General features: G+C 59.6%; 7 protein-coding genes, 2 tRNA genes and 3 rRNA genes. 9 read left to right on the top strand and 3 right to left on the bottom strand.

The window, feature by feature from the left end; genetic code table 11:
* The first annotated feature begins 98 nt into the window (after nucleotides 1-98).
* The 6 genes from IM543_23085 to IM543_23060 all read left to right on the top strand — a co-directional run bounded on the left by IM543_23085 (nucleotide 99) and on the right by IM543_23060 (nucleotide 5815).
* Nucleotides 99-1633, top strand: a 16S ribosomal RNA gene (locus tag IM543_23085).
* An 80-nt stretch (nucleotides 1634-1713) separates the two neighbouring features.
* Nucleotides 1714-1790, top strand: a tRNA-Ile gene (locus tag IM543_23080).
* A gap of 104 nt (nucleotides 1791-1894) precedes the next feature.
* A tRNA-Ala gene (locus IM543_23075) sits at nucleotides 1895-1970 on the top strand.
* 226 nt (nucleotides 1971-2196) lie between these two features.
* A 23S ribosomal RNA gene (locus IM543_23070) occupies nucleotides 2197-5072 on the top strand.
* Between the two features lie 137 nt (nucleotides 5073-5209).
* Nucleotides 5210-5322: ribosomal RNA gene (gene rrf / locus IM543_23065) — 5S ribosomal RNA — on the top strand.
* Together the 16S, 23S and 5S rRNA genes with 2 tRNA genes alongside form the textbook arrangement of a ribosomal RNA operon.
* A 217-nt stretch (nucleotides 5323-5539) precedes the next feature.
* Complete coding sequence (locus IM543_23060; GenBank protein QOY94319.1) at nucleotides 5540-5815, top strand: hypothetical protein; 276 nt, start codon at nucleotides 5540-5542, stop codon at nucleotides 5813-5815.
* 113 nt (nucleotides 5816-5928) lie between these two features.
* Here the strand turns inward: IM543_23060 and IM543_23055 are convergent, their stop codons facing one another.
* On the bottom strand, nucleotides 5929-7314 hold the full coding sequence (locus IM543_23055; protein ID QOY96830.1) for a DHA2 family efflux MFS transporter permease subunit: 1386 nt from the start codon (nucleotides 7312-7314) through the stop codon (nucleotides 5929-5931).
* 363 nt (nucleotides 7315-7677) lie between these two features.
* Nucleotides 7678-8247, bottom strand: coding sequence for an acyloxyacyl hydrolase (locus IM543_23050; protein ID QOY94318.1), 570 nt, complete (start codon nucleotides 8245-8247; stop codon nucleotides 7678-7680).
* 143 nt (nucleotides 8248-8390) lie between these two features.
* On the opposite strand from IM543_23050, the gene IM543_23045 reads away from it, so the two are divergent.
* On the top strand, nucleotides 8391-9089 hold the full coding sequence (locus IM543_23045; GenBank protein ID QOY94317.1) for a suppressor of fused domain protein: 699 nt from the start codon (nucleotides 8391-8393) through the stop codon (nucleotides 9087-9089).
* On the top strand, nucleotides 9089-9982 hold the full coding sequence (locus IM543_23040; protein QOY94316.1) for an NAD(P)-dependent oxidoreductase: 894 nt from the start codon (nucleotides 9089-9091) through the stop codon (nucleotides 9980-9982). The genes IM543_23045 and IM543_23040 overlap by 1 nt, the downstream gene beginning before the upstream one ends.
* A 107-nt stretch (nucleotides 9983-10089) precedes the next feature.
* Here the strand turns inward: IM543_23040 and IM543_23035 are convergent, their stop codons facing one another.
* Nucleotides 10090-11283 (bottom strand): amidohydrolase, encoded by a 1194-nt coding sequence (locus IM543_23035; GenBank protein ID QOY94315.1) that lies wholly within the window; start codon nucleotides 11281-11283, stop codon nucleotides 10090-10092.
* 148 nt (nucleotides 11284-11431) lie between these two features.
* Here IM543_23035 and IM543_23030 point away from each other — a divergent pair, with 148 nt between their 5' ends.
* On the top strand, nucleotides 11432-13534 hold the full coding sequence (locus IM543_23030) for a molybdopterin oxidoreductase family protein (GenBank protein QOY94314.1): 2103 nt from the start codon (nucleotides 11432-11434) through the stop codon (nucleotides 13532-13534).
* The last annotated feature ends 21 nt before the right edge of the window (nucleotides 13535-13555 follow it).

Here is a 13555-nt window from a genome sequence, read left to right as displayed (position 1 = left end):
TATTAAGCGTTGTCTCAGCAATGAGATAACGGTCAGTATCTTGAGTGAGCGACTCCGCAGCAATGCGGATGACTCGAAAGAGTCAACAAACAGAGATTGAACTGAAGAGTTTGATCCTGGCTCAGATTGAACGCTGGCGGCATGCTTTACACATGCAAGTCGAACGGCAGCACGGGCTTCGGCCTGGTGGCGAGTGGCGAACGGGTGAGTAATACATCGGAACGTACCCAGAAGTGGGGGATAACGTAGCGAAAGTTACGCTAATACCGCATACGATCTACGGATGAAAGTGGGGGACCTTCGGGCCTCATGCTTTTGGAGCGGCCGATGTCTGATTAGCTAGTTGGTGGGGTAAAGGCTCACCAAGGCGACGATCAGTAGCTGGTCTGAGAGGACGACCAGCCACACTGGAACTGAGACACGGTCCAGACTCCTACGGGAGGCAGCAGTGGGGAATTTTGGACAATGGGCGCAAGCCTGATCCAGCAATGCCGCGTGAGTGAAGAAGGCCTTCGGGTTGTAAAGCTCTTTTGTCAGGGAAGAAACGGTGCGGACTAATATTCTGCGCTAATGACGGTACCTGAAGAATAAGCACCGGCTAACTACGTGCCAGCAGCCGCGGTAATACGTAGGGTGCAAGCGTTAATCGGAATTACTGGGCGTAAAGCGTGCGCAGGCGGTTTTGTAAGTCTGATGTGAAAGCCCCGGGCTCAACCTGGGAATTGCATTGGAGACTGCAAGGCTTGAATCTGGCAGAGGGGGGTAGAATTCCACGTGTAGCAGTGAAATGCGTAGAGATGTGGAGGAACACCGATGGCGAAGGCAGCCCCCTGGGTCAAGATTGACGCTCATGCACGAAAGCGTGGGGAGCAAACAGGATTAGATACCCTGGTAGTCCACGCCCTAAACGATGTCTACTAGTTGTCGGGTTTTAATTAACTTGGTAACGCAGCTAACGCGTGAAGTAGACCGCCTGGGGAGTACGGTCGCAAGATTAAAACTCAAAGGAATTGACGGGGACCCGCACAAGCGGTGGATGATGTGGATTAATTCGATGCAACGCGAAAAACCTTACCTACCCTTGACATGGAAGGAATCCTGAAGAGATTTGGGAGTGCCCGAAAGGGAACCTTCACACAGGTGCTGCATGGCTGTCGTCAGCTCGTGTCGTGAGATGTTGGGTTAAGTCCCGCAACGAGCGCAACCCTTGTCATTAGTTGCTACATTTAGTTGGGCACTCTAATGAGACTGCCGGTGACAAACCGGAGGAAGGTGGGGATGACGTCAAGTCCTCATGGCCCTTATGGGTAGGGCTTCACACGTCATACAATGGTACATACAGAGGGCCGCCAACCCGCGAGGGGGAGCTAATCCCAGAAAGTGTATCGTAGTCCGGATTGTAGTCTGCAACTCGACTACATGAAGTTGGAATCGCTAGTAATCGCGGATCAGCATGTCGCGGTGAATACGTTCCCGGGTCTTGTACACACCGCCCGTCACACCATGGGAGCGGGTTTTACCAGAAGTAGGTAGCTTAACCGCAAGGAGGGCGCTTACCACGGTAGGATTCGTGACTGGGGTGAAGTCGTAACAAGGTAGCCGTATCGGAAGGTGCGGCTGGATCACCTCCTTTCTAGAGTAGCACCGGAGCTTGTCTCCACATCAAGCGTCCACGCTTATCGGCTGTTAGTAAAGAGAACAACAGTGTATGTCGGGGCTGTAGCTCAGCTGGTTAGAGCACCGTGTTGATAACGCGGGGGTCGTTGGTTCGAGTCCAACCAGCCCTACCAAGTTATCATCGTCGGGTTTAGTCTCTAAAAATCATCTGGCTTTGCCAGTGATTTTTACCTGGATCCACGAAAAAGTAGGTTTGTACTTTTTCGTGATGATTTATGGGGGATTAGCTCAGCTGGGAGAGCACCTGCTTTGCAAGCAGGGGGTCGTCGGTTCGATCCCGTCATCCTCCACCATTACCTGGTTCTGAAAGCACAAACGTAAGCCTCTGCGGTTTAGGTTTGGTCTTTTCGAGATCACTGTTTTTTCGTTCTTTAACAATCTGGAAGAAGTAAAGTTTTTTTAAGCGTGCATGTAAAAGTGCACACTTAGGGTAGTAATCAAGTATCAACAAACATGCAACAAGCTGTACTCTTGATTTTCTATGACGATCCCTGTTGTCAGCAGGGGCCAACGTTATAGGGACAAGCGAATAAGTGCACATGGTGGATGCCTTGGCGATTACAGGCGATGAAGGACGTAGTAGCTTGCGATAAGCTGCGGGGAGTGAGCAAACACACTTTGATCCGCAGATTTCCGAATGGGGAAACCCGGCCTTTTAGGTCATTGCATACTGAATACATAGGTATGCAAAGCGAACGCGGCGAACTGAAACATCTAAGTAGCTGCAGGAAAAGAAATCAACCGAGATTCCCAAAGTAGTGGCGAGCGAAATGGGATGAGCCTGTACGTGATAGTCGATTGGATAGTGGAAGCTTCTGGAAATAAGCGCCATAGTGGGTGATAGCCCCGTACACGAAATCCAAACGGTGGTACTAAGCGTACGACAAGTAGGGCGGGACACGAGAAATCCTGTCTGAACATGGGGGGACCATCCTCCAAGGCTAAATACTCGTAATCGACCGATAGTGAACCAGTACCGTGAGGGAAAGGCGAAAAGAACCCCGGGAGGGGAGTGAAATAGATCCTGAAACCGTGTGCATACAAACAGTCGGAGCCTCTTCGTGGGGTGACGGCGTACCTTTTGTATAATGGGTCAGCGACTTACATTCAGTGGCGAGGTTAACCGAATAGGGGAGCCGTAGAGAAATCGAGTCCGAACAGGGCGACAGTCGCTGGGTGTAGACCCGAAACCAGGTGATCTACCCATGGCCAGGATGAAGGTGCGGTAACACGCCCTGGAGGTCCGAACCCACTAATGTTGAAAAATTAGGGGATGAGCTGTGGGTAGGGGTGAAAGGCTAAACAAACCTGGAAATAGCTGGTTCTCTCCGAAAACTATTTAGGTAGTGCCTCAAGTATCACCATCGGGGGTAGAGCACTGTTATGGCTAGGGGCTCATTGCGAGTTACCAAACCATTGCAAACTCCGAATACCGATGAGTGCGAGCTTGGGAGACAGACGTCGGGTGCTAACGTCCGGCGTCAAGAGGGAAACAACCCAGACCGCCAGCTAAGGTCCCAAAGATTGGCTAAGTGGAAAACGAAGTGGGAAGGCTAAAACAGTCAGGATGTTGGCTTAGAAGCAGCCACCATTTAAAGAAAGCGTAATAGCTCACTGATCGAGTCGTCCTGCGCGGAAGATGTAACGGGGCTAAGCCAGTCACCGAAGCTGCGGATATCTAGCAATAGATATGGTAGGAGAGCGTTCTGTAAGCCTGCGAAGGTGTCTTGTGAAGGATGCTGGAGGTATCAGAAGTGCGAATGCTGACATGAGTAGCGATAATGCGGGTGAAAAGCCCGCACGCCGTAAGCCCAAGGTTTCCTGTTCAACGTTCATCGGAGCAGGGTGAGTCGGCCCCTAAGGCGAGGCAGAGATGCGTAGCTGATGGGAAGCAGGTTAATATTCCTGCACCGTCGTATGATGCGATGGGGGGACGGATCGCGGAAGGTTGTCTAGCTGTTGGAATAGCTAGTTTTTGACTCATAGAAGGCGCTTAGGCAAATCCGGGCGCGGAATTCAAGGGGTCGAGACGAGTGGCTTTATGCCGCGAAGCAATCGGAAGTGGTTCCAAGAAAAGCCTCTAAGCTTCAGTCATACGAGACCGTACCGCAAACCGACACAGGTGGGCGAGATGAGTATTCTAAGGCGCTTGAGAGAACTCGGGAGAAGGAACTCGGCAAATTGGTACCGTAACTTCGGGATAAGGTACGCCCCGGTAGCTTGACCACTTTACTGTGGAAGGGTGAAAGGGTTGCAATAAACTGGTGGCTGCGACTGTTTAATAAAAACACAGCACTCTGCAAACACGAAAGTGGACGTATAGGGTGTGACGCCTGCCCGGTGCTGGAAGATTAAATGATGGGGTGCAAGCTCTTGATTGAAGTCCCAGTAAACGGCGGCCGTAACTATAACGGTCCTAAGGTAGCGAAATTCCTTGTCGGGTAAGTTCCGACCTGCACGAATGGCGTAACGATGGCCACACTGTCTCCTCCCGAGACTCAGCGAAGTTGAAATGTTTGTGATGATGCAATCTACCCGCGGCTAGACGGAAAGACCCCATGAACCTTTACTGTAGCTTTGCATTGGACTTTGAACCAATCTGTGTAGGATAGGTGGGAGGCTTTGAAACCGGGACGCCAGTTCCGGTGGAGCCAACCTTGAAATACCACCCTGGTTCGTTTGAGGTTCTAACCTTGGTCCGTTATCCGGATCGGGGACAGTGCATGGTAGGCAGTTTGACTGGGGCGGTCTCCTCCTAAAGTGTAACGGAGGAGTTCGAAGGTACGCTAGGTACGGTCGGACATCGTGCTAATAGTGCAATGGCATAAGCGTGCTTAACTGCGAGACCGACAAGTCGAGCAGGTACGAAAGTAGGACATAGTGATCCGGTGGTTCTGTATGGAAGGGCCATCGCTCAACGGATAAAAGGTACTCTGGGGATAACAGGCTGATTCCTCCCAAGAGTTCATATCGACGGGGGAGTTTGGCACCTCGATGTCGGCTCATCACATCCTGGGGCTGTAGCCGGTCCCAAGGGTATGGCTGTTCGCCATTTAAAGTGGTACGTGAGCTGGGTTTAAAACGTCGTGAGACAGTTTGGTCCCTATCTGCCGTGGGCGTTGGAAATTTGAAGGGGGCTGCTCCTAGTACGAGAGGACCGGAGTGGACGAACCTCTGGTGTACCGGTTGTCACGCCAGTGGCATTGCCGGGTAGCTAAGTTCGGAAGAGATAACCGCTGAAAGCATCTAAGCGGGAAACTTGCCTTGAGATGAGATTTCCCGGAGCCTTGAGCTCCTTGAAGGGTCGTTCGAGACCAGGACGTTGATAGGCTGGGTGTGGAAGTGCAGTAATGCATTAAGCTAACCAGTACTAATTGCCCGTACGGCTTGTCCCTATAACCTTGGTAGGATATAGAACAAGTCAAGAAATACAGCTGCAGTTTGTTGATACTGCTACCCCAAGAATAAAAAGAAACTTACTTCTTCCCGGATTGTGAGTTTTACCGATTGGTAAAACTCAGACAAGTCAAAGCCTGATGACCATAGCAAGTCGGTCCCACCCCTTCCCATCCCGAACAGGACCGTGAAACGACTTTGCGCCGATGATAGTGCTGCAACCAGTGTGAAAGTAGGTTATCGTCAGGCTAGTTATATGAAAAAGCCCACCAGGTGATCCTGGTGGGCTTTTTTGCGTTTGCACAAGCAAAATCCCGCAGAACGGATCCGGTGCAAGGTCGACCCAGGACCTTGTTTCTGCAATAAGGAAGCGGGTTAGCAAACGTAACTTCCGTTGAAACCATCCTGCGTGCGCCTAGACTGAACCCAGGTTCACCATCAGGAGGCGCAGATGACTGCTCGAAGCATGCATGTAATGAAACGGTGTGCGGCCGGATTGTTGTTGGCTGCCGGACTCGGCGGTTGTGCGGTATATGGCCCGCCTTACGCGGGCTACGACCCGTATTACGGCGGCGGCTACTCCACGTATGCCGGCCCGCCGGTCGAACTGAATCTTGGACTCGGCTACTACGGCGGCTCGCGCCATGGCTACGACCGCGGCCACGGCTGGCGTAACGCGCGGGGCCACCATGACGGTCGGAGCTGGGGACGCGGCCGCGGCCGGGGGCACGGCCGTCATTGACGGGTCTCTGCCGGCGTTCGATGCCCCGGGGGGGGCGGTCCAGGGGCTTGCGGCTACGGGGCGGCCACCGTGCCGCTCCTGGCGCAAGCGAGCGCCAACGGCCTTGGCTGACGCTACCGGCCCTGGCCGGTCTCGACCGGTTCCGCTTCCTTGGCCTTGACCTCGCCGCGGCTGATGCTGTCGCCGTCGTTGCGGCGCAGGCGCCAGAACACCGCGGAGGACAACAGCGTCATCGCCGCCAGGGTCGCAAAACCGTGGTGCAGAGCCTGCGCCACCATCGCCCGGTTGTCCTGCGCCACCGGTCCCAGGAACCAGGCCGTCACGATCGAGCCCGCCGCCAGGCCGAAGCTCATCGACAGCTGCTGGAAAGAGCTCGACATCGTACTGGCCATGCTCGAATCCTGCGGTTCGATGTCGGCGTAGGCAAGCGTGTTCATGCTCGAGAACTGCAGTGAGTTGAAAAAGCCCTGCGCGAGGCTGATCGCGACGATGAGGTAGAAAGACGTGCCCGGTCCGACCAGGGTGAACATGGCGATCGTCAGCCCGATGCACATGGTATTCACGGTCAGGATGTTGCGGTAGCCGAAGCGCGCCAGCAGCCTCGGCGCAAATAACTTCATGCCCATGGCGGCCAGCGCGGCGGGCATCATCAAGAGGCCCGACTGCCAGGCCGGCAGGCCCAGGCCGAGCTGGTACAACAATGGCAACAGGAAGGGCAGGCCGCCCACGCCCAGCCGGGTCACGAAGCCACCCGCCACAGAAATGCGGAAGGTACGCACCTTGAACAGGCTCAGCCGCAGTAAGGGGTAGCGGGTGCGCAGGGCGTGCCAGCTATAGGTGCCCAGCAGGCAGAGCGACAGCGCCAGCATCAGTCCGCCTGTTATCGCCCCAAGCGTGTGCTCGCCGAACACTTCCAGCAGCCAGGACAGGATCGCGGTGCCACTGCTGAACAGGAGCAGGCCGATGACGTCGAGTGGGCGTTTTTCGTGTCCCTGGTAGTCGGGCATGTGCTTCCAGACCAGGTAGAGCGCGGCCAGTCCCACCGGCACGTTGACGAAGAAGATCATGCGCCAGGTCGTCCAGTGCACGATCAGCCCGCCGACCGTCGGCCCCAGCAGCGGGCCGATCAGGGCCGGAATGATGACGAAGTTCATCGCACCCAGCAGTTCGTTCTTGGGGAAAGTGCGTACGATGGCAAGGCGCCCGACCGGCATCATCATCGCCCCGCCCAGGCCCTGCAGCAGGCGGGCGGCGGTCATCATCTGGGCATTGATCGAGAAGCCACACAGGACCGAGGCAATGGTGAAGATGCTGATCGCGGTGAAGAACACGCGCCGGGTGCCGAAACGGTCCGCCATCCAGCCGCTGAGCGGGATGCCGACGGCCAGGCCGAGGATGTAGCTGGTGACCACCGATTTCAGGCTCAGCGGCGTGACTTGCAGGCTGGCCGCGATGCTCGGGATGGCGGTGTTGACGATGGTGGCGTCGAGCTGCTCCATGAACAGGGCAGTGGCGACCAGCCATGGCAGATAGCGCTTGATGATGCTGGGGTCGGTCAATCGGGCCTCGTGATACCGGCCGGCCGGGCGGCCCGCCTCGGCCCGATTGTGTCATACATGGCAGCGGGCGCTTGTACGTTTGCCACTGAAAAACAAGCTGGGCGCGCCGAACAATTCCCCCAATAGCTGCGTGGCCGCGTCGCGCCGTACTGGCGTACGGTCTCGGCGCCGCGCCTGGCTTTCGCGGTGTTGATCAAGGCGCCGTAATACTCGCACTACGGCGCACTCGCCGCCTTGCATCGCATCGGCAAGCCGCAGCGCCGGTTCTGTTTGCCGAAACGCCCATTTATTTCTCGCGAGTACTTAGAAGCGGTAGGCCGCCTTGGCGACGATCCAGTTGGCGCCGGCGTTCGGGCTCTTGATGCTGGCGTTGGAGTAATGCTGGAACCTCAGGCCCAAGTCCCACCTGGCGGTCGTGTAGCCGACACCGATGTGGTCGCCGAACTGGAAAGCGGTGGACAGTTCCTTGTCCTCGTTCTTGTACAGGCTGGAGAACAGATTGACGCCGATGCCGACCTCGCCATACAGGCCGAGCCTGCTGTCGCTCTGGTAGCGCAGCACGGGCGTGAAGCCGGCCACGGCAATATTCTTCTTGCGGCCAGGGACGTTCTGGTAGGCGCGCAGGCGCCACAAGGCCAGGCTGGTTTCCCAATAGCCCGACAGGTGGTAGCCATTGCGTGCGAACCAGCGCTGGTCCCAATCCTTTTGCACGGCGAGGCGCAGCATGCGCTGCTCGGGATTCGTGCCGATGCCGAACGAGGCCGAGTCGATCCAGCCACCCAAGACCTGGGAGGTTTGTGCGTAGGCGGTCTGGACGCAAAAAACGGCGGCAAAGGAAGCGGCGATGCCGGCAAGTTTCTTCATGGTGGACATGTCTTACTTTCTTAACAAGACCAAAATATTGTGCAATGCACTATTGTACTAGCGTGAACAAATAGTCGCCGTTCGCCACCTTGCGCTGCCACGCAGGTATGATAGACGCCCCGCAGAACGCAAATTCTTTTCTCCAGTCTCGCATGACCGAACCGACCAGCACTCCCCTGTATCCGCTTGCCGCGCCGACCCAGCAGCAGGTAGCGCCTGCCATCCTGCCGCACGATCCCATCGCGGACCACATTGCCGCTCACCTCGGCCGGATCGATACCGTGTTCCACGACACCATCGCCGACCCGGTGCAGGTCGACATCCACGTGGTGCCGGCCAGCGAGCGTACCCCCTTCATGCGCCTGGTGACCTCGGGCATGAGCAGCCGTCCGATGACCGTGCCGGACGGCGCGCCGCCCTTCGCCGAGCTGATGCTGGCCTTGCCGGCGGACTGGAAGCTGGACGAGCAATCGGTGCAGGACGAGCGCTGGTACTGGCCGGTGGCCCTGCTGCGCCACCTGGCCCACTATCCGCACCGGCACGCCACCTGGCTCGGCCTCGGCCATACGGTGCCGAACGGCGATCCGGCCAAGCCCTACGCGAAGGGTGTCGACTTCAGCGGCGCCATCCTGCTGCCGCCGGCGTCGGCGCCGGAAGCGTTCGCTTCGCTCGAGCGCGATGGCAAGGATATTTATTTCCACTGCGTGGTGCCGCTCTACGAGGCCGAGCTGAACCTCGTGAAGCGCAAGGGTTTCCCGGCATTGCTGGATGGTTTCAACGCCAAGGGCGTGACCGACCTGATCGTCCCGGGCCGCAAGAACACCGTCAAGAAATTCCTGGGACTGTTCTGATGACAAGCATCGCCTTCCTCGGCATCGGGCTGATGGGAGGGCCGATGGTGAGGCGCATTGCGCAGTCTGGATACACCGTGCGCGCCTGGAACCGCACATTTGCCAAGGCCGAGGCCGTGCGCGGCAGCGGGGTGCACGCGGTGGCCGAGCTGGCACAGGCGGTGCATGGCGCGCAGGTGGTCATCTCCATGCTGGAAGCGGGACCGGTAGTGGGGGCGGTGATCGAGGCCGCGCTGCCCGCGCTCGACCCGGGCGCCCTGTGGATCGACATGAGCTCGACCCGGCACGACGAAGCACTGGCCTTCCACGCGCGCCTGGCGGAGCATGGATGCCGCTTCGTGGATGCGCCGGTGTCGGGCGGCGTTGGCGGCGCCGAGGCCGGGACGCTGGCCATCATGGCCGGCGGCGCGCAGGCGGATGTCGACCAGGTGTTCGACCTGCTCGCGACGATGGGCCGGCCGCAGCGCGTCGGGCCGGTCGGCAGCGGGCAGGTGGCCAAGCTGTGCAACCAGCTGATCGTCGGCGCCACGCTCAACGTCGTGGCCGAAGCCTTGCTGCTGGCACAGGCGGCCGGCGCCGATCCGGCGGCGGTGCGCGAGGCAATCCGCGGCGGCTTCGCCGGCAGCCGCATTCTCGAGGTGCACGGCCAGCGCATGCTGGACCGGAACTTCATGCCGGGCGGGCAGGTCAAGAGCCAGTTGAAAGATTTGAGAAATGTGCTGGCGGCAGCAGAGGCGGCGGGCTTGACGCTGCCGGTGACGGAACTGGTGACGCGGCAGTACGAGACGATCGAGACGCTGATGCCGACGGCGGATCATGCGGCCGCCTTGCTCGCATTGGAACAGATCAATCCCGGCTTGAGGCTGGGCGACGGGGCGGACCGACTGCCGTAGGGTGGTCGGCTCTGCCGACCGCGCGTTCAACCAGCAATCGAACAGCCGCGCTGGCTGCATTTCCGTGACGTGAACGCGCGGACGGCGAAGCCGCCCACCCTACAACATCAGCCCTTCGGCAGGCTCATCTCCACCAGCCGCACCCAGAAGCTCGCCCCGATCGGCAGCAGATTGTCATTGAAGTCATAACTGGTGTTATGCAACTGGCATGGCCCCAGCCCGTGTCCGCCGGCGCGATGCGCGCCTTCGCCGTTGCCGATGAAGACATAGCAGCCGGGCTTTTCCTGCAGCATGAAGGCGAAATCTTCGGCCCCCATGGTCGGCTCGACGTTCGTGTCGACCCGCTCCGCCCCCACCACGTCGCGCATCGCCTCGACCGCGAACCCGGTCTGTTCCGGATGGTTGATGAGGGGCGGGTAATTGCGCTTGAAGTTAAAGTTGACCGAGGCATGGAAGGCTGCCGCCACGCCGTTTGCAATTTCTTCCATACGGCGCTGGATCAGGTCCAGCACGCCGGTCGAGAAGGTACGCACGGTGCCGACCAGCTCGGCCTCGTCGGGAATGACATTGGTGGCGCTGCCCGCATGGATCTGGGTGATGGACAGCACCGCCGATTCCAGCGGATTCTTTTCGCGCGACACGATGGTCTGCCAGGCCTGGGCGATCTGCACCGCCACCATCACCGGATCGATGCCGCGGTGCGGCTGCGCCGCATGGGCGCCCTTACCGCGCACGGTCACGCGGAACTCGTTGCTGGAGGCCATCATCGGCCCGGAAACGACGCCGAAGTTCCCCTCCGGGATGCCGGGCCAGTTGTGCATGCCGTACACGGCCTGCATCGGGAACTGCTCGAACAGGCCGTCGTCCATCATGCGGCGTGCACCGCCGCCGCCTTCTTCGGCCGGTTGGAAGATCAGGTAGACGGTGCCGTCGAAGTTGCGATGCTGCGCAAGATGGTGCGCGGCGCCGAGCAGCATGGCGGTATGGCCGTCGTGGCCGCAGGCGTGCATCTTGCCCGGATGGCGCGAAGCATGGGCGAAGCCATTGATCTCTTGCATGGGCAGGGCATCCATGTCGGCGCGCAGGCCGATCGCGCGTTCCGAGCTGCCGTTCTTGATGATGCCAACCACACCGGTCACGCCCAGGCCGCGCACGATCGGGATGCCCCATTCGGTCAGGCGTGCCGCCACCATGTCGGCGGTGCGTTGCTCTTCGTAGCACAGTTCCGGATGCGCATGCAGGTCGCGCCTGATCTCCTGCAGTTCCGCTTGATGCGCAAGGATAGGTTCAACGAGTTTCATCTGACTCTCCATTTTTTGTCATGCTTGCATTGCATGGTGTGAACCATTGTAGCCTGCCTCAAACAGTCGATCAAAGAGGGGGGCACGGAGCGCGCCGGAATCGGATAGAGTATTGGTTTCACGAAGTAATTCCCCCCTTATCCCGCCCATGTCAGTCACACAAGTCCGCGCCGCCTGCCCCCACGATTGCCCCGATACCTGCGCCATCCTCGTCACCGTCGACAAGGGCGTGGCGCTGGAGGTGAAGGGCGATCCGGAGCATCCGACCACGGCCGGCGTGCTGTGCACCAAGGTGTCGCGCTATGTGGAGCGCACCTACCACCCGGACCGCGTGCTGTACCCGATGCGCCGCGTGGGCCGCAAGGGCGAGGGCAAGTTCGAACGCATCAGCTGGGACGAAGCGATCGACGAGATCGCCGCGCGCCTGACCGGGATCGCCGCGCGCGATCCGCAGGCCATCCTGCCCTACAGCTATGCCGGCACCATGGGGCTGGTGCAAGGCGATTCGATGTCTTTGCGTTTCTTTAACAAGCTCGGGGCCTCGCTGCTGGACCGTACCATCTGCGCCACGGCCGGCGCCACCGGCTACAAGTACACCATCGGCGGCGCGATCGGCACCGACATCGAACACTTCCAGGACGCCAGGCTGATCCTGATCTGGGGCGGCAACCCGATCGCCTCCAACCTGCACCTGTGGATGCGGGTCCAGGAAGCCAAGCGCCGCGGCGCCAGATTGATCGCGATCGACCCCTATCGTTCGCTGACGGCCGAGAAGTGCCACCAGCACATCGCCCTGCTGCCGGGCACCGACGCCGCGCTGGCGCTGGGCATGATGCATGTCCTGATCACCGAAGACCTGATCGACCACGACTACGTGGCGAACTACACGCTGGGCTATGCGGAACTGAAGGCGCGCGCCCTCGAATGGACGCCGGAGCGCACCGCCGACACCTGCGGCATCACGGCCGGCGAAGTGGTCGAACTGGCACGCCTGTACGGCCAGACCGCACGCAGCGGCGAGGGCGCGGCGATCCGCATGAACTACGGCCTGCAGCGCGTGCGCGGCGGCGGCATGTCGGTGCGTAACATCGCCTGCCTGCCGGCCCTGGTCGGCGCCTGGCGCCACAAGGCCGGCGGCGTGCAGCTGTCGACCTCGGGTTCGTTCCCGGCCAACCGTCCGGTCCTGCAGCGCCCGGACCTGCTCGATGGCCGCATGCCGCGCACCATCAACATGACCACCATCGGCGACGACCTGCTCAAGGATGCCTCACCCGCATTCGGCCCGAAGATCGAAGCCGTCATCGTCTACAACGCCAACCCGCTGGCGATCGCGCCCGATTCCGCCAAGGTGCAAAAAGGCTTCGAGCGCGAAGACCTGTTCACCGTGGTGCTGGAGCACTTCCAGACCGACAGCGCCGACTATGCCGACATCCTGCTGCCGGCCACCACCCAGCTCGAGCACGTCGATGCCCACCTGGCCTATGGCCACCTGTACATGATGGCCAACAACGCCGCCATCGCACCGGTGGGCGAAGCGAAACCGAACACCGAATTCTTCCGCCTGCTGGCCGCGCGCATGGGCTTCGACGACCCCTGCTTCCGCGAGACCGACGACGAACTGGCCGCCCAGGCCTTCGACAAGCGCCATGCGCGCGCCGTGCACTTCGACTGGGAATCGCTCAAGCGCAAGGGCTGGCAGAAACTCGATATGCCGGAGGCGCCGTTTGCCGAGGGCGGCTTCCCGACCCCGTCGGGCAAGTGCGAATTCTATTCGAGCAGCATGGCGCGCGACGGGCTCGACCCGGTCCCGGCGTATATCCCGCCGTACGAGTCGAGCGCCTCCAATCCGGAACTGGCGCGGAAGTACCCGCTGGCGATGATTTCGCCCCCGGCAAGGAACTTCCTCAACTCAACTTTTGTCAATGTACAGAGCCTACGCGCAACTGAGGGCGAGCCGCACCTCGACATCCACCCGAACGACGCCGCACGACGCGGCATCGATCACGGTGACATGGCGCGTATTTTCAATGACCGCGGCTCGTTCGTTGCCCGTGCACGCGTCACCGACAAGGCGCGCGAAGGGCTGGTGGTGGGCTTGTCGGTCTGGTGGAAGAAACTCGCCAGCGACGGAAAGAATGCCAACGAAGTGACCAGCCAGCGCTTGACCGACATGGGCAGGGCGCCTACTTTCTACGATACCCTGGTGCAGGTCGAAAAGGCCGCATCATCGACGCGAGATGAAATCCTCTAGATTTTCCCAGGCCTTCCGGCC

Source organism: Massilia sp. UMI-21 (assembly GCA_015277795.1).
Taxonomy (GTDB): Bacteria; Pseudomonadota; Gammaproteobacteria; order Burkholderiales; family Burkholderiaceae_D; genus Telluria.
The sequence above is the reverse complement of the archived record's forward strand: the minus strand, read 5'-3'. Positions and strand labels throughout refer to the sequence as shown.